Here is a 19,864-nt window from a genome sequence, read left to right as displayed (position 1 = left end):
CAGGTTACATGATGGGGTGGCTCTCGGGAACTGGATAGACCATTCCAACATGCGGACTTCTCGCAGGGGTGTGCGTCGAAGACACCGCGGCTCGGCGGCGGAGATCCAGCAGATTCATGGGGGGCCGGGGAGGACAGAACCATGTCCGTCGGCCCCGTGGAGGGCGGGCAGCGTCGCTCGCCCCGCGAGTGCGCCGAAAGGCCTCTTTGCCCACAGCGCTTACGGCTCATGCCCGGCGATTACGCACTCGAAACCCGGGGGTAACGTGCGGCTCTGCGCATGGGCCCTGGCCGCCCTATCCTAGGGCCGTTCCGAACAGGCTGCCCAGGGCATAGGTCACACCGGCCGCCGCGGCACCGAGAGCGAGCTGCCGCAGCCCGCTGAACCACCAGGTACGCGCGGTCACCTTGGCCACCACGGCGCCACAGCCGAACAGCCCGAGCAGCGCGAGCAGCACCGCCGGCCAGAGCGCGGTCGCACCGAGCAGATACGGCAGTACGGGCAGCAGGGCGCCCAGAGCGAAGGAGCCGAAGCTCGACACCGCGGCGACCAGCGGCGAAGGAAGATCGCCGGGGTCGATGCCGAGCTCCTCACGGGCGTGTATCTCCAGCGCCTGCTCGGGGTCCTTCGACAGTTGCCGGGCCACCTCCCGCGCCAGCCCCGCCTCGACGCCGCGCGCCTCGTAGAGCCGGGCCAGCTCGGCCTCCTCGTCCTTCGGATGCTTGCGCAGCTCACGGCGCTCGACGTCCAGTTCCGCCTCGACCAGCTCACGCTGGGAGGCGACCGAGGTGTACTCACCGGCGGCCATGGAGAAGGCACCGGCGGCCAGGCCCGCGAGCCCGGTCAGCACAATGGTCTGCTGACCTACCGAGCCGCCCGCGACACCGGTCATCAGCGCGAGGTTGGAGACCAGCCCGTCCATCGCGCCGAAGACGGCGGGGCGCAGCCAGCCGCCGTTGACGTCGCGGTGGGTGTGGTTGTCGCGATGCGCCTCGTGCAGCGCCGCCTCGGTCTCGATGATGGCCATACCGGGTCCCCCAGAAGCTGATTTGGACGCGTTCCACTTTTCGACAACGCCCAGATTACGTCGCGCATTCCGCCCCCGCCAGCAAGGAAAGGCTGGGCTAACCTGCGGTTTTACCCTTCTTTGCTCATTCGAATTGGTCGCCGCTCAAATGTCGACCGGGTGACTCTGCGGCTCGTGAGGCTGCGCGACGCACCGCACCGGGGACAGTTCCGCAAAGGGTTCCGCGCCCTGAGAGGTGCCTCGATCGACAGGCCCCGGGCGCTTTCTGCCGAGAGCCCTGAGAGGAGAGGCCGCGATGCCATCGATCGCCCGCGTTCCCTCGGTCCCGGCCGCCGGGGACGCCGCCGACCTCCGTTCCCGGGCCCGCGGCGCCCTGCTCGGCCTCGCCGTCGGCGACGCCCTGGGCGCACCCGCCGAGAACATGAGGCCGTCCGAGATCCGTGCCCGCTGGGGCCGGGTCACCGGCTTCGTCGCCGACCGCCCCGCAGGTACGGACGACACCGAGTACGCGATCTTCTCGGGTCTGCTGCTCGCCCGGCACGGCTCCGCCCTCACGCCCGCGCATGCGGAGGCGGCCTGGCACGCCTGGATCGCCGACCGCGGCGAGGGCCAGTTCCGGGGCGCGGGCTTCAGCGAACGCGGCACCCTGGAGAACCTCCGCCGCGGCCTCGCCGCACCCATCTCCGCCCAGCACCGGCACGCCTGGAGCGACGGCCTCGCCATGCGCGCCGCGCCGTTCGGCGTGTTCGCCGCGGGCCGGCCTGCCGAGGCCGCCCGCCTGGTCGCGATCGACGGCTCCGTCAGCCACGACGGCGAGGGCATCTACGGTGGCCAGGCGGTCGCGGCCGGTGTCGCGGCGGCGACGGCGGGCGCCCCGCCCACCGCCGTGGTCGCCTCCGCCCTCGCCGTCGTACCGGACGACTCCTGGACCGCGCGTTCCCTGCGCCGTGCCGTGGTCGTCGCCCACCGCGGCGAACGCGCGGTCCGCTCCGCCGTGGTCATCGGCGGCTATCCGTGGACCGACCTCGCCCCCGAGGCGGTCGCCCTGGCCTTCGGCGCGTACGCGGCGGCCGACGGCGACTTCAAGGAGGCGGTCCTCACGGCCGTCAACATGGGCCGCGACGCCGACACCACGGCCGCGGTCGCGGGCGCCCTGGCGGGTGCGACGCAGGGGGAGGCCGCGATCCCGCCGGAGTGGGCGGCGGCGATCGGGCCGGCGCGGGGCAGCTGCCTGCCGTCGATGGCCGGTCACCACGTACTGGACGTGGCGGACCTGCTGACCCCTGAGGACGCCCGATGAGGCCCCCCGCCCCCTGGGACGGGACAAACCCCCTGACCCTCAACGCCGCCCCGGCGTCGGCGGACCTCGACCAGGCCCTGACCGCCGGCCCCACCCCCTCGGACGCGGAGAACCTCCCAGGCCACGACCCCGCACCCGCACCCGCACCCACACCCACCGACGGCGACAACTCCCCGCAGGGGCCACCCGCACCCGGCGACGAGAGCCGCACGGGCGGTACGGGCGGTACGGGCAGTACGGCCGGGACGCACCCGGCCGGAGGCGAAGCCGAGGCCGCCACCCACGACACCGCCCGTTCCCGGATCGAAGGCCTGCTGCTGGGCCTGGCCGCGGGCGACGCCGCCGGATGGCCCGCCGCCCGTCACCGAGCCGCCCGGATGCCCGAGTGGACCCGCCGCCTCACCCGCGAACTCGACACCTTCGCCGAGCACAACGCGACCACCACGCTCCCCGTCCCCATCGCCCTCAACCAGCCCCCCGAACCCCTCCGCCTCGGCCCTTCCGACGACGCCGAGTGGGCGGCGTTCGCCGCGGAGGCGGTGCTGCGCGCCGGCGACGACACTGTCCTGGGCGACCTCAGCCGGGAACGCCGGGTCCGCGCGGCCATCGACCTGACCTGGAACTCCGTGGCCAGTGAGGTCGCCGCGGCAGCCGAACGCGCTCCCGAGGTCGAGTCCGCCGTCCTCCCGCTGCGCGCCCGCATCTCCGTCCGGGCCGGCCTCGGCAACCTCGCGGCCGGTCTGCGCCCGCCCGCCACGGGCCACGACAACCCGCACTTCTTCGACGACGCGGCCTGTGTCCGGGCCTGCGTCCTGGCCGTCGCCCACCCCGGCGACCCCGCGCTCGCCGCGTCCCTCGCCGAGTTCGACGCCCGCTACACCCAGGACGGCGACGGCGTGCACGGCGCACGGGCCATGGCCGCCGCCGTCTCCCTCGCGCTCACCGGCGCGACCCCGCACGCCTGCGTGACCGCGGCGCTCGCCGAACTGCCCGAGGAGACGGAGATCGGGCGCAACACCCGCCACGCCCTGAAGCTCGCCGCGGACGCCGTCAGCGCCTTCGCGCTGATCCCCCTCCTGGAACACCAGATCGTGGACCACGTCTACAGCTACGGCATCGCCGCCGCCGAGACGGTCCCTGTCGCCCTCGCCCTCACCGTCGCCTCGAAGGGCCGGATCGCGGAGGCGGTACCCGCGGCGGCCTGCCTCTCCCGCGTCGCGGATTCGGCCCCGGCCCTCGCGGGCGCCCTGACCGGCGCGCTCGGCGGCGGCCCTGCGCTCCCCGCGTCCTGGCGGGACACCTGCCGGCACCTCTCCGGCTGCGCACTCCCCCGCCTCACCGGAACCGACCTCGTGGAACTCGCCGAACTCCTGGAAGCCGCGCAACCGGCCCCGCCGGGGGGATGATTCGGCTCATGACCCCCAAAGGAGAAGAAAGCCGAGCAGACTCCCTCAGCGACCGGATCACCGGCGCTCTCGTCGGCGCGGCCGTCGGCGACGCCCTCGGCGGCCCCGTCGAGGGCTACTCCCCCGACCAGATCGCCGAGCGCCACGGCGGCCGCGTCCACGGCGTCGTCGGCCCCTGGAACGGCGCCGCCTGGCGCACCGCCCGCCCGATCGCGCCGTACCACAAGGGCGACGGCCACGTCACCGACGACACCTTGATGACCCACGCGCTGGTGCGGGTCTACGCCGAGGTCCGCGACCACCTCGACGCCTACGCCGTCGCCGACCACCTGGTCCCGGACCTGATCACCACCCCGCGCTGGATCCCGGAGCTGGAGGAGCAGGCCCTCCCCCTGCACCGGATCTTCCTGGCGGAGAAGTGGCTGGTGGCCCGGCTCCACTACGGCCATGCCGACCCCCGGGAGGCCGGCGTCGGCAACATCGTCAACTGCGGTGCCGCGATGTACATGGCACCGGTCGGCCTGGTCAACGCGGCCAACCCCGCGGGCGCCTACGCCGAGGCCCTGGACGTCGCGGGCGCCCACCAGTCGTCGTACGGCCGCGAGGCGGCGGGCGTCTTCGCGGCGGCCGTGGCGGCGGCCTGTGTCCCCGGGGCGACACCGGAGTCGGTGGTGGCGGCGTGCCTGGAGCACGCGAAGGACGGCACCCGGGCGGCGATCGAGGCGGTGTGCGAAGTGGCGTCCGGATACTCGGACTTCGAGTCGGCGCTGGTTCCGCTGCGCGAGGCGGTGGCGCCCTACGACACGGTGGGCCCCGACTACCGCACCCCCTCCCTCGGCGCCCGCCGCCCCTCCCGTCTGCACTCCATCGAGGAACTCCCCGTCGCGCTCGGCATGTTGCTGGTCGCGGGCGGCGACTACCGGCAGGCGGTCCTGGGCTCGGTGAACTACGGCCGCGACTGCGACTCGACCGCCACGATGGCGGGCGCGCTGGCCGGGGCCCTGGGCTCCCCGGTCCCGGACGAGTGGTCGAAGACGGTGGCGGAGGCCAGCCGCCTCGACCTGTGGGAACCGGCGCGCACGCTCACCGAGGTCACGGCCGAGATCTTCCGGCGGGACGTGAGCCGGCGCCGTACCCACGAGGAGTGGTTCACCGCGTTGGGAGGCCTTCCGTGCTCCGACTGACGTGGGTCCAGCCCGAGGACCTGATCGGCCACGAGCTCCGCCAGGCCCACCAGGACGGCCGCCGGCCGACCGCCGTCGAACGACGCTGGAACGCGGCCGGCGGCCCCGACGCACCGCCCCGGGCCGGCGCCTCCCCGCGACCGGCCTCCCGCTACCTGCGCCAGCTGGCGGAGGACCTGCTGGACGAGCTGGCGGACCTGCCGAGCCGGCTCCGGGACCGGGAGCCGACGGACCTGGCGAGGATCAAGTCCTTGTGCCCCGACTGGCCGGCGCCGGGCGGCCGGCCGGCCCCCCCGGCAGATCTGGAGTCCCGCCTCCACGCGGCCTGGCTGGGCCGGGCCGTCGGCTGTCTGCTGGGCAAGCCGGTCGAGAAGCTCCCCCTCACCGGTATCCGCCGGCTCGCCCGCGCCGCCGGCAACTGGCCGGTGGCCGCCTACTTCACCGCCCGGGGTGTCCCCCAGTCCCTCCTCGACACCCACCCGTGGAACCGCCGCTCGGCCGGCACGTCGCTCGCCGAGAACATCGACGGCATGCCCGAGGACGACGACCTCAACTACCCCCTTCTCAACCTTCTCCTGCTCCAGCGCCGCACCAAGGAGTTCACCACCGCGGACGTGGCCGGACTCTGGCTCGACGAGCTCCCCGCCGGCCGTGCCTTCACCGCGGAACGCGTCGCCTACCGCAACCTGCTCACCGGCATCGAGCCCCCGCACACAGCCCGCCACCGCAACCCCTTCCGCGAATGGATCGGCGCCCTCATCCGCGCCGACCTGCACGGCTGGACCCGCCCCGGCGACCCCGCCGCCGCGGCCGAACAGGCCCACCGGGACGCCATCCTCAGCCACACCGCGAACGGCGTCTACGCGGCGATGTTCACGGCCGCCACCATCGCCGCCGCGGCCACCGGCACCGCCGACGTCCACACCAGCCTGCGCACCGGGCTCACCGTGGTCCCGCCCGGCTCCCGGCTGGCCGAGGCCGTCCGCGACGCGATCCGACTGGCCCGCCACCACGAGGACTTCGAGACGGTCGTGGACGAACTCCACGACCGGCACGCCGCCTACCACTGGGTGCACGCCATCCCCAACACGGCGCTGATCGCCGCCGCCCTCACCCACGCGGACGGCGACTTCCCGGGCGCCATCTGCCGCACGGTCTCCGGCGGCTGGGACACCGATTCCAACGGGGCCACGGCCGGCAGCATCGCCGCCCTCCTCGCCGGCGCCCCCACCGCCCTTCCGGATCATTGGACGGCCCCCCTCAAGAACCGTCTCGCCACCTCCATCGCGGACTTCGACGGCACCGGCTTCGACACGCTGGCCCACCTCACCCTCCTGGAGGCGACCCGCCCATGACCCGTAGCGAGCGCACGACATGACCGCGCACACCCCGCCCCTGGGCGGCCTCCGCGTCCTCGACATGGCCACCCTCTTCGCCGGGCCGCTCGCCGCCACCCTCCTCGGCGACTTCGGCGCGGAGGTGGTCAAGATCGAGCACCCCAGGAAACCGGACCCCTCCCGCGGCCACGGCCCCGCCAAGGACGGCGTCGGCCTGTGGTGGAAGCACCTCGGCCGCAACAAGCGCACCATCACCCTCGACCTCTCCAAGCCCGGCGGCCAGGCCACCCTGCGCCGCCTGGCCGCCGGGGCGGACGTCGTCATCGAGAACTTCCGCCCGGGCACCCTGGAGAAGTGGGATCTCGGCTGGCCCGAACTGTCCGCGGTCAACCCCCGCCTGGTCCTCGCGCGCGTCACCGCCTTCGGCCAGTTCGGCCCCTACGCCCACCGCCCGGGCTTCGGCACCCTCGCCGAGGCCATGAGCGGCTTCGCCGCGATCACCGGCGAACCGGACGCACCCCCGACACTGCCGCCCTTCGGTCTCGCCGACTCCATCGCCGGCCTCGCCACGGCGTACGCGGTGATGGCCGCCCTCGCCGCCCGCGAGCGCACCGGCGAGGGCCAGGTCGTCGACATGGCGATCATCGAACCGATCCTCACGGTCCTCGGCCCGCACCCCCTGTGGTACGACCAGCTCGGCCACGTCCAGCCCCGCACCGGCAACCGCTCCCAGAACAACGCGCCGCGCAACACCTACCGCACGGCCGACGGCAGCTGGGTCGCGGTCTCGACGTCGGCCCAGTCCATCGCCGAGCGCGTGATGCGCCTGGTCGGACGCCCCGACCTGATCGACGAGCCCTGGTTCGCCACCGGCGCCGACCGCGCCCGGCACGCGGACGTCCTCGACGAGGCGGTCGGCGGCTGGATCGCCGAGCGCCCCCGCGACGAGGTGCTCGCGGCCTTCGAGAAGGCACAGGCGGCGGTGGCCCCGGTCCAGGACGTACGCGACGTGATGACCGATCCCCAGTACGCGGCCCTGGACACCGTCACCACGGTCGACGACCCCGAGCTGGGTCCGCTGCGTATGCAGAACGTCCTGTTCCGCCTGTCCGCCACCCCGGGTTCCATCCGCTGGGCGGGCCGCCCGCACGGCGCGGACACCGACGAGGTCCTCACCGAACTGGGCCTCACCCCCGAGGAACTGACCGCCCTGCGCGCGGAGGGCGCCCTGTGACCGCCCCGCTGACCTGGCTCTACGCCCCCGGCGACCGCCCCGACGTGGTCGGCAGGGCCTTGGCCGCGGGCGCCGACGTCGTCGTGGTCGACCTGGAGGACGCGGTCGCCCCCGAGCGCAAGGACTACGCCCGCTCGGCCACCGCGGAACTGCTCCGCGAGCCCCACCACCCCACCCCGGTCCACGTCCGCGTCAACGCTCTGGACACCCCCTGGGCAGACACGGACCTGAAGACACTGGCCGCCCTCCCCGGCGTGTCGGGTCTGCGCCTGCCGAAGGTGGCCTCCCCCCGCGACATCACGGACGCGGTGGAAAGGACGGACACCGGCGACGGCGGGCCACCCCTGTACGCGCTCCTGGAATCCGCCCTGGCCATCGAGCACGCCTACGCCATCGCCCGCGCGCACCCGGCCCTGCGCGGCATCTCCCTGGGCGAGGCGGACCTGCGGGCAGACCTCGGTGTGCGGTGCGACGCCGGACTCGACTGGCCGCGCTCCCGCATCGTCAACGCCGCCCGGGCGGCGGCCCTCGCCCCGCCGCCCCAGTCGGTCCACCCGGACGTCCGTGACCTCGACGGCCTCGCGGCGACCTGCGCCCACGGCCGGGCCCTGGGCTTTGTGGGCCGGGCCGCCATCCACCCGCGCCAGCTCCCGATCATCGAACGGGCCTACCGCCCCACCCCGGAGGAGATCGAGAAGGCCGAGACCATCGTCAGGGCGGCGGCCACCAACGGCTCCGCCCAGGCACTCCCCGACGGCACGTTCATCGACGCGGCGGTGGTCGGTGAAGCGAGGCGCACCCTGACCCTGGCCCGCCGCGACTGACTCCCCCGCACACAGGCGAGGGCGCCCGGAAACCTCCGGGCGCCCTCGCCTGTGTGCTACCGGCTGTCAGGTCTTCTTCGTCGCCGACCCGAGCTCGTCCTCGACCGCTTCGGACCTGGCCTCCCCGGACGCACCCTCACCGTCGGCCTTCTCACCACCGGCTGCCTCGCCGGCCTCGTCGCCATCTTCGGCCTCGTCGCCACCGTCCGGCTTGCCATCGCCGTCGAGGGCGGCGGCGTCCGGCTCCACCACGGTCTCGCGGCCCGGCCGCTTCCTCGCCGAGACCACGATGTAGGCCACGGCCAGCAGGAAGACCAGCAGGGCGGTCCAGTTGTTCAGCCGCAGACCCAGGATGTGGTGGGCGTCGTCGACGCGCATGTACTCGATCCAGAAGCGGCCGGCGCAGTACGAGGCGACGTACAGGGCGAACGCCCGGCCGTGGCCCAGGCTGAAGCGGCGGTCGGCCCAGATCACCAGGACCGCGACACCGATGCACCACAGGGACTCGTAGAGGAACGTGGGGTGGTAGTACCCCGGCACCCGCCCGTCCGCCGTGGAGGTGATGTGCAGCGCCCAGGGCAGGTCGGTCTCCCGCCCGTACAGCTCCTGGTTGAACCAGTTGCCCCAGCGCCCGATGGCCTGCGCGAGCGCGATCCCGGGGGCGACGGCGTCGGCGTAGGCGGGCAGCGGGATCCCCCGCCGGCGGCAGCCGATCCACGCGCCGACCGCGCCGAACGCGATCGCGCCCCAGATGCCGAGGCCGCCCTCCCAGATCTTGAAGGCGTCCACCCAGTCGCGGCCCTCGCTGAAGTACAGCTGGTAGTCCGTGATCACGTGGTAGAGGCGGCCGCCGACCAGGCCGAACGGCACCGCCCAGACCGCGATGTCGGCCACAGTGCCGGAGCGCCCGCCGCGGGCGATCCAGCGCTTGTTGCCGTACCACACGGCCACGAAGACGCCGAGGATGATGCAGAACGCGTAACCGCGCAGCGGGATGGGGCCGAGGTACAGCACTCCGCGCGACGGGCTGGGGATGTAGGCAAGTTCCATGGCAGGGTCGACGCTACCGTGCCGGGCGGGCCCGGTGTCGGGCGGCCCGGCTACGGCTCCATAACAGGCCAGGCCCGCGGCCTCAGCCGCGCGCGGCCTCCTGCACCTGCTGCTTCAGCTTGTCGGGCGTCATCGTCTGGTCCTGATAGATGTTCTTGCCGTTGAGCAGGACGGTGGGCGTGCCGCTGAAGCCGCCCTTGGTGAACGCCTCGGCGGACTTGTCGACCCAGCTGTTGTGCCTGCCGTCCTTGACGCACTCGCGGAAGGCCGGCGTGTCCAGGCCCTCGACCTTCCCGGCCAGCTCGATCAGCTTCGCGTCGTTCGCGAAGGCGTCGTCGGTCTCCGGCGGCTGGTTGTCGTAGAGCACGTCGTGGTACGCCGTGAAGTGCCCCGCGTCCTGCGCGCAGGCCGCGGCGTTGGCCGCGTTGCGGGAGCCGCTGCCGCCCATGTTGCCGTCGATGATCGTGGCCAGCCGGTAGTCCACTCTCAGCTGGCCGGTCTCCGTCAGCTCGTGGATCGTCGAGCGGTAGGTCTGCTCGAAGGTCTGGCAGGCCGGGCAGCGGAAGTCCTCCCAGACCGTGAGCGTCGACGGCGCGTCCTCCTTGCCGACCGGGATGGCGAGGTTGTCCTCGCCGTTCGCCCCCGAGGGGGCCACGACCGGGCCCGCGCTGTCGCCGGTGTCCTTGCCGGCGTTGGCGGCGACCACGCCGATCACCGCGGCCAGGCCCAGGACGCCGACGACCGCCGCGCCGACGATCAGCGCCCGCCTGCGCTTGTCCGCGGCCTTCTGCTTCTCACGCTCGACCGCCAGCCGTTCCCGGGCGGTGCGCTTTCCGTCATGGTTCTTCTCGCTCACACCCCGCAGAACGAACCGGGGAGGCGCACCGCGCCTCCCCGGTCACAGGTCCACCCGTACGAGGGACCCGTATGACGTGCCGTCATGTGCCCGTATGACATTCCGGGGCCGTCAGGCCTGCCCGCGCACGCCCTTCGCCAGGTCGCCCGCGAGCGCGCGGACCGCCTCGACGCCGGCCGCGTCGTCGGGCGCGTCCAGCATCCGCTTGACGAAGGCCGAGCCGACGATCACCCCGTCGGCGAAGCCGGCCACCTCGGCGGCCTGCGCCGCGTCGGAGACGCCGAGCCCGACGCAGACGGGCAGGCCGGTGCCGGTGGCCCGGGTGCGCCGGACCAAATCCTCGGCCTGCGCGCCCACGGACTCCCGGGTGCCCGTGACACCCATCAGCGAGGCGGCGTACACGAAGCCGCTGCCGGCCGCGGTGATCCACGCGAGCCGCTCGTCCCTGCTGCTCGGCGCGACCACGAAGACCGTCGCCAGGCCGTGCTTCTCGGCGTGCTCGCGCCACAGCGCCGACTCCTGCACCGGCAGGTCGGGCAGGATGCACCCAGCGCCGCCCGCTTCGGCCAGCTCGGCGGTGAAGCGCTCGACGCCGTAGCGGTCGATGGGGTTCCAGTAGGTCATGACGAGGACGGGCTTGCCGGTGGCCCGGTACGCCTCACGGACCGTGCGCATGACGTCGGCGATCCTGACGCCGCCGCGCAGGGCGATGTCGTCGGCGGTCTGGATCACCGGGCCGTCGAGCACGGGGTCGCTGTGCGGCAGCCCGACCTCCACGACGTCGGCGCCGCCGTCGAGGACCGCCTTGACGGCCTGGATGCCGCCGTCCACGGTGGGGAACCCGGCCGGGAGATAGGCGATCAGGGCGGCACGCCCCTCGGACCTGGCGGCGGCGAGGGTGTCGCTCAGCAGCTGGATGTTCCCGCTCACTTGGCGTCCCCCTCGATCTCGGCGGTGCCGGAGGCGTCCTCTGCGACCTCGGCGTCGGTGTCGTACAGCCCGAAGTAGCGGGCGGCGGTGTCCATGTCCTTGTCACCGCGGCCGGAGAGGTTGACCACGATCAGCCCGTCCTCGCCGAGTTCGCGGCCGACCTCCAGGGCACCGGCGAGCGCGTGCGCGCTCTCGATGGCCGGGATGATCCCCTCGGTCCGCGAGAGCAGCCGCAGGGCCTGCATCGCGGCGTCGTCGGTGACCGCGCGGTACTCACCGCGCCCGGTGTCCTTGAGGTAGGAGTGCTCGGGACCGATGCCGGGGTAGTCGAGGCCGGCCGAGATCGAGTACGGCTCGGTGATCTGGCCCTCGTCGTCCTGCAGGACGTAGGACCGGGAACCGTGCAGGATGCCGGGCTCACCCGCGGTCAGGGTGGCCGCGTGCTCACCGGTCTCCACTCCGTGCCCGGCGGGCTCGCAGCCGATGAGGCGGACGCCGGTGTCGGGGATGAAGGCGTGGAAGAGGCCGATGGCGTTGGAGCCGCCCCCGACACAGGCGACGGCGGCGTCGGGGAGACGGCCGGCGCGCTCCAGCAGCTGGCGGCGCGTCTCGACGCCGATCACGCGGTGGAAGTCGCGGACCATGGCCGGGAAGGGGTGCGGTCCGGCGACGGTGCCGAACAGGTAGTGGGTGTGGTCGACGTTGGCGACCCAGTCGCGGAAGGCCTCGTTGATGGCGTCCTTCAGCGTGCGGCTGCCCGACCTCACGGCGATGACCTCGGCGCCGAGCATCCGCATGCGCGCCACGTTGAGGGCCTGGCGCCGGGTGTCGATCTCGCCCATGTAGATCGTGCAGTCGAGGCCGAAGAGGGCGCAGGCGGTGGCGGTGGCGACGCCGTGCTGGCCCGCGCCGGTCTCGGCGATGACGCGGGTCTTGCCCATCCTCCGGGTGAGCAGGGCCTGGCCGAGAACGTTGTTGATCTTGTGGGAACCGGTGTGGTTCAGATCCTCGCGCTTGAGGAAGACCCGGGCGCCACCCGCTTCCGCGGCGAAACGAGGGACCTCGGTGAGCGCCGAGGGGCGGCCCGTGTAGTGGACGAGCAGGTCGTCCAGTTCGCGGGCGAACTCGTGGTCGGCCTTGGCCTTGTCGTACTCGACGGCGACCTCGTCCACGGCGGCGACGAGGGCCTCCGGGATGTACTTGCCGCCGAATGCCCCGAAGTAGCCTTCGGGGCTGGGTACCCGCCCCTCCGGGTCGGGGACGAAGAAGTTGCTGGGCATGCTTGAGCCTCACGGTGAGTGTGTGGAATGACACTGATCGCCGTGGGGGCGGGGCTTTGTCAGTCGGCCGACGGCCGGCCGTGACGTGTCGCGCCCGCGCGGCGGCAGCCGCACACCGGACAGAGCCCCGCGCCCCTGGAAACGGGGCGCTGCCATCGGCGGCCGTTGACCTGCCCAGGTTCGTCACCGATCACGTAACGGACCCGGCGGCCGTGCACCCGGCGGGCGGGGGCACGGCAGCCTCGCGGGCGGCAGCCGCGCGCGAGGCGGGCGTGCCGGTCCTGGGTCGTCGTAGTGGTCGTCATCGCGGCCAAGCCTACCGGTGGGTCAGCCCCGGCCGTGCCGCAGCGCGGGGTGGGCGCCCGCCGCGACCAGGTCGGACACCGCGGTCCTCGGGTCCTTGCCGGTGACGAGGGACTCGCCCACGAGGACGGCGTCGGCGCCCGCGTTGGCGTAGGCGATGAGGTCGTGCGGGCCGCGGATGCCGGACTCGGCGATCTTGACGAGGCCCTCCGGGATCTCCGGGGCGACCCGCTCGAAGGTGCCGCGGTCGACCTCCAGGGTCTTGAGGTTGCGCGCGTTGACGCCGATGAGCTTGGCGCCCGCGTCGACCGCGCGGTCGACCTCGTCCTCGTCGTGCACCTCGACGAGCGGGGTGAGCCCGATGGACACCGCCCGCTCGATCAGGGACTCCAGCGCGGGCTGGTCGAGGGCCGCGACGATGAGCAGCGCGAGGTCGGCGCCGTACGCGCGGGCCTCCCACAGCTGGTACGACGTGACGATGAAGTCCTTGCGCAGGACCGGGATGTCCACGCGCGCCCGGACGGCCTCCAGGTCGGCGAGGGAGCCGCCGAAGCGGCGCTGTTCGGTCAGGACGGAGATGACGGCCGCGCCGCCCGCCTCGTAGTCCGCCGCGAGGCCGGCCGGGTCGGCGATCGCCGCCAGCGCGCCCTTGGAGGGGCTGGAGCGCTTGACCTCGCAGATGACCTTGACGCCGTCGCCGCGCAGGGCGGCCAGTCCGTCCTTGGCCGCGGGGGCCTTCGCCGCGCGCTCCTTGAGCTCGTCGAGGCTCACGCGCGCCTGCCGCTCCGCGAGGTCGGCACGGACTCCGTCGATGATCTCGTCGAGCACACTCACGCGAGTGGCCCCCTTCCTGACGGTTGACTGTCGAAGCGGCACCGAAGAGGAAAACCGGTGGTCACTGCGATGGTATCCGGAGCCGGGCGAAGGCCTCACATCCGGTTGACGCCGGTCCCAGTACCTGGACATATGCCAGTTGATCAAGGGTGTAGCCAGCCACCGAAGGGCAGGTTCCGGACAACGGTGAAGAGCAGCAGCAACGCGCCCACGCCCCACATGACGGCGGGGCGCGGATCGAGGCGCGGCGGCCGCCCGCGCACCGCGCGGACCACCCAGACGGTCCACAGCGCGGCGAAGAGCAGATAGCCGGCGACGGCCAGGGCGTTGGCCTGCAGCGCCGCCGGGAGGTCGCCGTGCACGAAGGCGTGCGCGCTGCGCAGACCGCCGCAGCCGGGGCAGTACAGGCCCGTGACGCGCAGCAGCGGGCAGACGGGGTAGTGGCCGGGTTCGCCGGGGTCCACGGCGCCCACGTAGGCGAAGGCCGCGGCGACGGCCGCCAGCACGCCGACGGGGACGGCGAGCCGTGCTGTGCGGGTGCTGCGGCTGCCGGCGTTCATGCCCGCATTGTGCCCGGCCGGGGCGCGCGGGTGCGCGAAGGGGCGGCCCGGCGTCCTGCCGGGCCGCCCCTCGACGAGGTCGCGGCGGAAGTGGGCCGTGCGGGAAGGATCAGCTCTCGGCGGCGACCGGCTCGCGGGTGGTCACGGTGCGCGCGGGCTGCGTCGCGCCGGACGTCATCCTCAGGGGCTGCGCCTTGGGCGCGCCCAGGCCCATCGCGCGCATGATCCCGCCGACGACGCCGCCCAGGACGATGACCACCATGCCGCCCCAGAAGCCGAGCGGGTTGTCCATCACCATGAAGGCTCCCGCGACACAGAAACCGATGAAGGCGATGATGACACCGGTCCAGGCGGCGGGGGTGTGACCGTGCCCGTGGCTGCTGTCCGCCATTGCTTGCTCCTCGTTGCCGTATGCGTGTGTGAGCCTGACGCTCGACGTTCATTGTCCCGCACGCCTGCGCGTGCCGTGCGGGCGGGGCCGGTCCCGGCGGCGTCTGATTCGCCACACCGGGCGGGGCACCCGGCCGCTACGCGGGTCCGGTGCCGGTCGGGTCCTCGCCGCGGTCGAGGGCCTTCCAGAGGTCCTCGGGCCGGTCGGGGTCGGCGGCCGTGGCGCCCCGGCGCGCGCCGGGGGCACCGTCACGCTCGTAGCGGCCGGACATCGCGGGCCACAGACGGCCGTAGCGCAGGGCGAGGAGGCCGGCGAGCAGGATCAGGGCACCGCCCACGGCCGCGGCGTACGGCCACGCGGTGTGGGTGAGGGCCTCCACGGTGGCGGAGGTGTCGCCGGAGGCCTGCGCGGCCTTCTCGTCGAGCGCGGAGCTGTCGGAGGCGCCGTACAGGGCGGCGGCCACGGTGCCCGCCCCGCACAGCGCGAGCAGCCCGGCCACCAGCAGGCGGCCGGACCTGCGGACGGCGAAGACGGCGACCAGCGCGGCCAGGCCCACTATGGCGAGGGCCGCCGGGACGCCGGTGACGTCACTGCCCCGGGCGGTCAGCGGGAAGGCGCCGCCGGCCACCGTCGCGGTGCCCTGCGACCACTGCTGACGGGTGGCCAGCAGCGCCACGGCCGCGCCGAGCGCACCGCACAGCAGGGCCAGGGCAAGACTCCGGCGCCCGGCGCGCGCGGCTGTGGGGGCTTCGGAACGGGGGTGAGGAACAGCAGTCACGTACTCCACTATCGCCTGCCCCGGCCGTGAACCGTCACCCGGGGTTCACGTGAGAAGCGCCCTATTGTGCGAGCCGGTTCGCCGTGTGGACCGCGCGCAGGACGGCCGCCGCCTTGTTGCGGCACTCCGTGTCCTCGGCGACGGGATCGGAGTCCGCGACGATGCCCGCGCCCGCCTGGACGTACGCGGTGCCGTCGCGCAGCAGGGCCGTGCGGATGGCGATGGCCGTGTCGGAGTCGCCGGCGAAGTCGAGGTATCCGACACAGCCGCCGTACAGCCCGCGCCGGGACGGCTCCAGTTCGTCGATGATCTGCATCGCGCGCGGCTTGGGCGCGCCGGAGAGGGTGCCCGCGGGGAAGCAGGCCGTCAGCACGTCGAAGGCGGTGCGGCCCGCCGCGACCCGGCCGGTCACGGTGGAGACGATGTGCATCACGTGCGAGTACCGCTCGACGGACATGAAGTCGACGACCTCCACCGAGCCGGGCTCGCAGACCCGGCCGAGGTCGTTGCGCCCGAGGTCGACCAGCATGAGGTGCTCGGCGCGCTCCTTGGGGTCGGCGAGCAGCTCCTCCGCCAGTGTCTGGTCCTCCTGCGGGGTGGCGCCCCGGGGCCGGGTGCCGGCGATGGGGTGCAGCAGCGCCTGCCCGTCCTCGACCTTGACCAGCGCCTCGGGCGAGGAGCCGACGACGTCGAAGCCCTCGAAGCGGAGCAGGTACATGTACGGCGAGGGGTTCGTCGCCCGGAGCACCCGGTAGACGTCCAGCGCGCTCGCCGTGCACGGCGTCTCGAACCGCTGCGACGGCACGACCTGGAAGGCCTCGCCGGCCCGGATGCGCTCCTTGATGTCCTCGACGGCCTCCTGGAAGTCGGCGCCGCCCCACAGCGCGCTGTACTCGGGCAGCTCCGACGGCGGCAGCACGGCCGGTGGCTGGGCGACCGCGCGCGTGAGGTCCGCCTCCATGGCGTCGAGGCGGGCCACGGCGTCCGCGTAGGCCTCGTCGACCCCGGTGTCGAGGTCGTTGTGGTTGATCGCGTTGGCGATCAGCAGGACCGAGCCCTCCCAGTGGTCCATCACCGCGAGGTCGCTGGTCAGCAGCATGGTCAGCTCGGGCAGCCGCAGGTCGTCCCGCTCGCCGGGGCCGATCTTCTCCAGGCGGCGGACGATGTCGTAGCCCAGGTAGCCGACCATGCCTCCGGTGAAGGGCGGCAGGCCCTCCTGGTGGGGCGTGTGCAGGGTCTCGACGGTGGCGCGCAGGGCGGCCAGCGGGTCGCCGTCGACGGGCACGCCCACCGGGGGCTCGCCCAGCCAGTGCGCCCTGCCGTCCAGCGCGGTGAGGGTGGCGGCGCTGCGGACGCCCACGAACGAGTAGCGGGACCAGGAGCGGCCGTTCTCCGCGGACTCCAGCAGGAAGGTGCCGGGGCGCTCGGCGGCGAGCTTGCGGTACAGCCCGACCGGGGTGTCGCCGTCGGCGAGGAGCTTGCGGGTGACGGGGATGACGCGGCGGTCGGTGGCCAGCTTGCGGAACGTCTCGAGGTCCATGGCGGCTGACCTTACTGATCCCGGGCGGGTACGCCGTGATCGGCGTCCTTCAGCAGGACGTCGGCGTCGAAGCAGGTGCGTGCGCCGGTGTGACAGGCGGCGCCGACCTGGTCGACCTTGACGAGCACGGTGTCGGCGTCGCAGTCGAGGGCGACGGACTTCACCCACTGGAAGTGACCGGAGGTGTCGCCCTTCACCCAGTACGCCCCGCGGCTGCGCGACCAGTAGGTGCAGCGGCCCGTCGTCAGCGTGCGGTGCAGGGCCTCGTCGTCCATCCAGCCCAGCATCAGCACCTCACCGGTGTCGTACTGCTGGGCGATGGCGGGCAGGAGCCCGTCGGCGCTGCGCTTGAGGCGCGCGGCGATCTCGGGGGCGAGGCTGCTGGGCGGCGGCGTACTGGTCATGGGTGCCATTGTGCCGCGCCGCACCGACAGCCCCGGGCGCCGTCCCACTGTGCGGTACGGATACCCGGTCGTAGGCTGACTCCATGTCGACCTTTGCCAAGCGTGAACGGCTTCTCCTCGCCGACCTCTTGGAGACCGCCGGTCCGGACGCCGAGACCCTGTGCGAGGGCTGGCTGACCCGCGATCTGGCCGCGCACGTGGTCGTGCGCGAGCGCCGCCCGGACGCCGCGGGCGGCATCGTGATCAAGCAGCTCGCGCCTCGCCTGGAGAAGGTGATGGAGGAGTACGCGGACAAGCCGTACGCGGAGCTGATCCAGCTCATCCGCAGCGGCCCGCCGCGCTTCTCACCCTTCCAGCTCAAGCAGATCGACGAGATGTCGAACACGATCGAGTTCTACGTCCACACCGAGGACGTCCGCCGCGCCCAGCCCGACTGGACCTCCCGCGAGCTCGACCCGGTCTTCCAGGACGCCCTGTGGTCCCGTCTGGAGCGCACCGCCCGTCTGATGGGCCGCGGTGTCCCCACGGGCCTGGTGCTGCGCCGCCCCGACGGCCAGACGGCGGTCGCCCACCGCGGCACCCCGGTCGTCACGGTGACGGGTGAGCCGTCGGAGCTGCTGCTGTTCCTCTACGGCAGGCAGAGCGCCGCCAAGGTGGACATCGACGGCGACGCGGACGCGATCGCGAAGCTGGAGGAGGGCAGACAGCTCGGCATCTGAACCGCTGGACCGGCGGCGGCCGGCCTCACCGTACGGGGTGGCCCGCCGTCCGCAGCGTCTCCTTCACCTCGCCGATCCGCAGGTCGCCGAAGTGGAAGACGGAGGCCGCGAGGACGGCGTCCGCGCCCGCGGTGACAGCCGGCGGGAAGTCGGCCAGCCTGCCCGCGCCGCCGGAGGCGATCACCGGCACGGTCACGTGCTTGCGGACCGCGGCGATCATCTCCAGGTCGTAGCCGTCCTTGGTGCCGTCCGCGTCCATCGAGTTCAGCAGGATCTCGCCCGCGCCCAGTTCCGCGGCTCGGTGCGCCCACTCGACGGCGTCGATGCCGGTGCCCTTGCGCCCGCCGTGCGTGGTGACCTCGAAGGAGCCCGACCCGGTGCGGCGGGCGTCGACCGACAGGACCAGCACCTGGCGGCCGAAGCGCTCGGCGATCTCGCGGATCAGGTCCGGCCGCGCGATGGCCGCGGTGTTGACGCCCACCTTGTCGGCGCCCGCCCGCAGCAGCCTGTCGACGTCCTCGGCGGTGCGCACGCCGCCGCCGACCGTGAGCGGGATGAAGACCTGCTCTGCGGTGCGGCGCACCACGTCGTACGTGGTCTCCCGGTTGCCCGAGGACGCGGTGATGTCCAGGAACGTCAGCTCGTCGGCGCCCTCGGCGTCGTACACCTTCGCCATCTCGACGGGGTCGCCCGCGTCGCGCAGGTTCTGGAAGTTGACGCCCTTGACGACCCGGCCGCCGTCCACGTCCAGGCAGGGGATGACTCGGACCGCCAGGGTCATGACTGCTCGGCTCCTCTGAATGCCTCTACTTCGACTTCGACCAGGATGCGCGGGTCCACGAATCCCTCCACCACGAGGAGGGTGGACACCGGCCGCACCGATGCGAAGAGTTCCTGGTGGGCGCGGCCCACCTCGTCCACGTCCCGCTGATGCGACAGGTACATGCGGGTGCGGACCACGGACCCGACACCGAGCCCGAACTCGCCGAGCGCCTCGATCGCGCCGGTGAAGGCCACCTTGGCCTGCTCGTACGGGTCGCCCTCGCCGTAGAGCACGCTGCCCTTGAAGGACGTCGTGCCGCCCACCAGCACACGGTCGCCCACCGCGACGGCGCGTGCGAAACCGAAGGACTCCTCCCAGGGACTTCCGCTCTGCACCCGCCGCACGGCATCGGATGTCATGACGCCACAGCCTCCAGGGCCTCTTCCAGGGTGAACGCCTTGGCGTACAGCGCCTTGCCCACGATGGAGCCCTCGACACCGAGCGGCACGAGCTCGGCGATCGCCCTCAGGTCCTGCAGCGAGGACACGCCGCCGGAGGCCACGACCGGGCGGTCGGTCGCCGCGCAGACGTTCCTCAGCAGGTCCAGGTTGGGGCCCTGGAGCGCGCCGTCCTTGGCGATGTCGGTGACGACGTAGCGCGCGCAGCCCTCCTTGTCGAGGCGCTCCAGCGTCTCGTAGAGGTCGCCGCCGTCCCGGGTCCAGCCGCGACCGCGCAGCGTCGTGCCGCGGACGTCGAGGCCGACCGCGATCTTGTCGCCGTGCTCGGCGATGACCCTGGCCACCCACTCGGGGGTCTCCAGGGCGGCCGTGCCGAGGTTCACGCGGGTGCAGCCGGTGGCGAGGGCGGCGGCGAGGGTGCCGTCGTCGCGGATGCCGCCGGACAGCTCCACCTTGATCTCCATCGCCCTGGTCACCTCGGCGATCAGCGCGCGGTTGTCGCCGGTGCCGAAGGCGGCGTCCAGGTCGACCAGGTGCAGCCACTCGGCGCCCGCCCGCTGCCAGGCGAGGGCGGCCTCCAGGGGGGAGCCGTACGAGGTCTCCGTGCCGGACTCGCCATGCACGAGGCGCACGGCCTGGCCGTCACGGACGTCGACGGCGGGGAGGAGTTCGAGCTTGGCCATGTC

22 protein-coding genes are annotated in these 19,864 nt (G+C 73.3%); 7 read left to right on the top strand and 15 right to left on the bottom strand.

Translation table 11 applies throughout. The features are described 5' to 3' along the window. Nucleotides 1–295: 295 nt before the first annotated feature. On the bottom strand, nucleotides 296–1,027 hold the full coding sequence (locus ACGF8A_RS14870; RefSeq protein WP_393108007.1) for a VIT1/CCC1 transporter family protein: 732 nt from the start codon (nucleotides 1,025–1,027) through the stop codon (nucleotides 296–298). Nucleotides 1,028–1,322: 295 nt separating this feature from the next. Here ACGF8A_RS14870 and ACGF8A_RS14865 point away from each other — a divergent pair, with 295 nt between their 5' ends. Genes ACGF8A_RS14865 through ACGF8A_RS14840 form a run of 6 tightly spaced genes read left to right on the top strand, consistent with a single transcriptional unit; the run spans nucleotide 1,323 to nucleotide 8,312 of the window. Beyond that, nucleotides 1,323–2,327, top strand: coding sequence for an ADP-ribosylglycohydrolase family protein (locus tag ACGF8A_RS14865; RefSeq protein ID WP_393108005.1), 1,005 nt, complete (start codon nucleotides 1,323–1,325; stop codon nucleotides 2,325–2,327). After that, nucleotides 2,324–3,733, top strand: coding sequence for an ADP-ribosylglycohydrolase family protein (locus tag ACGF8A_RS14860; RefSeq protein ID WP_393108003.1), 1,410 nt, complete (start codon nucleotides 2,324–2,326; stop codon nucleotides 3,731–3,733). Before ACGF8A_RS14865 ends, ACGF8A_RS14860 begins: the two co-directional genes overlap by 4 nt. Nucleotides 3,734–3,741: 8 nt before the next feature. After that, a complete protein-coding gene (locus ACGF8A_RS14855; protein ID WP_393108001.1) occupies nucleotides 3,742–4,917 on the top strand; it encodes an ADP-ribosylglycohydrolase family protein in 1,176 nt (391 codons plus the stop codon). Next, the gene (locus tag ACGF8A_RS14850) at nucleotides 4,905–6,272 is read left to right on the top strand and encodes an ADP-ribosylglycohydrolase family protein (protein ID WP_393107999.1); all 1,368 of its coding nucleotides are present in this window, start codon (nucleotides 4,905–4,907) and stop codon (nucleotides 6,270–6,272) included. The genes ACGF8A_RS14855 and ACGF8A_RS14850 overlap by 13 nt, the downstream gene beginning before the upstream one ends. 19 nt (nucleotides 6,273–6,291) lie before the next feature. Beyond that, nucleotides 6,292–7,488 (top strand): CaiB/BaiF CoA transferase family protein, encoded by a 1,197-nt coding sequence (locus tag ACGF8A_RS14845; protein WP_393107997.1) that lies wholly within the window; start codon nucleotides 6,292–6,294, stop codon nucleotides 7,486–7,488. After that, complete coding sequence (locus ACGF8A_RS14840) at nucleotides 7,485–8,312, top strand: HpcH/HpaI aldolase/citrate lyase family protein (RefSeq protein WP_393107995.1); 828 nt, start codon at nucleotides 7,485–7,487, stop codon at nucleotides 8,310–8,312. Before ACGF8A_RS14845 ends, ACGF8A_RS14840 begins: the two co-directional genes overlap by 4 nt. A gap of 66 nt (nucleotides 8,313–8,378) precedes the next feature. Here ACGF8A_RS14840 and lgt read toward each other — a convergent pair whose 3' ends face one another. The 11 genes from lgt to hisI all read right to left on the bottom strand — a co-directional run bounded on the left by lgt (nucleotide 8,379) and on the right by hisI (nucleotide 17,238). Further along, nucleotides 8,379–9,362, bottom strand: coding sequence for a prolipoprotein diacylglyceryl transferase (gene lgt / locus ACGF8A_RS14835; RefSeq protein ID WP_393107993.1), 984 nt, complete (start codon nucleotides 9,360–9,362; stop codon nucleotides 8,379–8,381). An 82-nt stretch (nucleotides 9,363–9,444) separates the two neighbouring features. Further along, on the bottom strand, nucleotides 9,445–10,218 hold the full coding sequence (locus ACGF8A_RS14830; RefSeq protein ID WP_393107989.1) for a DsbA family protein: 774 nt from the start codon (nucleotides 10,216–10,218) through the stop codon (nucleotides 9,445–9,447). Nucleotides 10,219–10,329: 111 nt separating this feature from the next. Then, nucleotides 10,330–11,148 (bottom strand): tryptophan synthase subunit alpha, encoded by an 819-nt coding sequence (gene trpA / locus ACGF8A_RS14825; protein WP_393107987.1) that lies wholly within the window; start codon nucleotides 11,146–11,148, stop codon nucleotides 10,330–10,332. Then, nucleotides 11,145–12,428, bottom strand: coding sequence for a tryptophan synthase subunit beta (gene trpB / locus ACGF8A_RS14820; RefSeq protein ID WP_393107985.1), 1,284 nt, complete (start codon nucleotides 12,426–12,428; stop codon nucleotides 11,145–11,147). The genes trpA and trpB overlap by 4 nt, the downstream gene beginning before the upstream one ends. Before the next feature lie 59 nt (nucleotides 12,429–12,487). Then, on the bottom strand, nucleotides 12,488–12,733 hold the full coding sequence (gene trpM, locus ACGF8A_RS14815) for a tryptophan biosynthesis modulator TrpM (protein WP_393107983.1): 246 nt from the start codon (nucleotides 12,731–12,733) through the stop codon (nucleotides 12,488–12,490). A gap of 22 nt (nucleotides 12,734–12,755) precedes the next feature. Next, complete coding sequence (trpC, locus tag ACGF8A_RS14810; RefSeq protein WP_393107981.1) at nucleotides 12,756–13,565, bottom strand: indole-3-glycerol phosphate synthase TrpC; 810 nt, start codon at nucleotides 13,563–13,565, stop codon at nucleotides 12,756–12,758. A gap of 143 nt (nucleotides 13,566–13,708) precedes the next feature. Next, nucleotides 13,709–14,125 carry a DUF2752 domain-containing protein gene (locus ACGF8A_RS14805; protein WP_393107979.1) on the bottom strand — a complete coding sequence of 139 codons (417 nt, stop codon included), beginning with the start codon at nucleotides 14,123–14,125 and terminating at the stop codon, nucleotides 13,709–13,711. Nucleotides 14,126–14,234: 109 nt separating this feature from the next. Further along, nucleotides 14,235–14,516 (bottom strand): HGxxPAAW family protein, encoded by a 282-nt coding sequence (locus ACGF8A_RS14800; RefSeq protein ID WP_393107976.1) that lies wholly within the window; start codon nucleotides 14,514–14,516, stop codon nucleotides 14,235–14,237. Between the two features lie 136 nt (nucleotides 14,517–14,652). After that, a complete protein-coding gene (locus ACGF8A_RS14795; RefSeq protein WP_393107974.1) occupies nucleotides 14,653–15,303 on the bottom strand; it encodes a TIGR02234 family membrane protein in 651 nt (216 codons plus the stop codon). 52 nt (nucleotides 15,304–15,355) lie between these two features. Continuing rightward, complete coding sequence (locus tag ACGF8A_RS14790) at nucleotides 15,356–16,834, bottom strand: anthranilate synthase component I (RefSeq protein WP_393107972.1); 1,479 nt, start codon at nucleotides 16,832–16,834, stop codon at nucleotides 15,356–15,358. 11 nt (nucleotides 16,835–16,845) lie between these two features. Then, nucleotides 16,846–17,238, bottom strand: coding sequence for a phosphoribosyl-AMP cyclohydrolase (gene hisI, locus ACGF8A_RS14785; RefSeq protein WP_393107970.1), 393 nt, complete (start codon nucleotides 17,236–17,238; stop codon nucleotides 16,846–16,848). Between the two features lie 83 nt (nucleotides 17,239–17,321). Here hisI and ACGF8A_RS14780 point away from each other — a divergent pair, with 83 nt between their 5' ends. Further along, a complete protein-coding gene (locus ACGF8A_RS14780; RefSeq protein WP_393107968.1) occupies nucleotides 17,322–17,957 on the top strand; it encodes a TIGR03085 family metal-binding protein in 636 nt (211 codons plus the stop codon). A 25-nt stretch (nucleotides 17,958–17,982) separates the two neighbouring features. Here the strand turns inward: ACGF8A_RS14780 and hisF are convergent, their stop codons facing one another. The 3 genes from hisF to priA are packed head-to-tail and all read right to left on the bottom strand — an operon-like array spanning nucleotide 17,983 to nucleotide 19,861. Then, nucleotides 17,983–18,738, bottom strand: coding sequence for an imidazole glycerol phosphate synthase subunit HisF (gene hisF / locus ACGF8A_RS14775; RefSeq protein WP_393107966.1), 756 nt, complete (start codon nucleotides 18,736–18,738; stop codon nucleotides 17,983–17,985). Further along, nucleotides 18,735–19,139, bottom strand: coding sequence for a RidA family protein (locus ACGF8A_RS14770; protein WP_393107964.1), 405 nt, complete (start codon nucleotides 19,137–19,139; stop codon nucleotides 18,735–18,737). The genes hisF and ACGF8A_RS14770 overlap by 4 nt, the downstream gene beginning before the upstream one ends. Further along, nucleotides 19,136–19,861, bottom strand: coding sequence for a bifunctional 1-(5-phosphoribosyl)-5-((5-phosphoribosylamino)methylideneamino)imidazole-4-carboxamide isomerase/phosphoribosylanthranilate isomerase PriA (gene priA / locus ACGF8A_RS14765; RefSeq protein ID WP_393107962.1), 726 nt, complete (start codon nucleotides 19,859–19,861; stop codon nucleotides 19,136–19,138). Before priA ends, ACGF8A_RS14770 begins: the two co-directional genes overlap by 4 nt. Between the last annotated feature and the right edge of the window lie 3 nt (nucleotides 19,862–19,864).

Origin of the sequence: Streptomyces sp. NPDC047706, from assembly GCF_043204795.1 — a bacterium.
Taxonomy (GTDB): domain Bacteria; phylum Actinomycetota; class Actinomycetes; order Streptomycetales; family Streptomycetaceae; genus Streptomyces.
The sequence above is the reverse complement of the archived record's forward strand: the minus strand, read 5'-3'. Positions and strand labels throughout refer to the sequence as shown.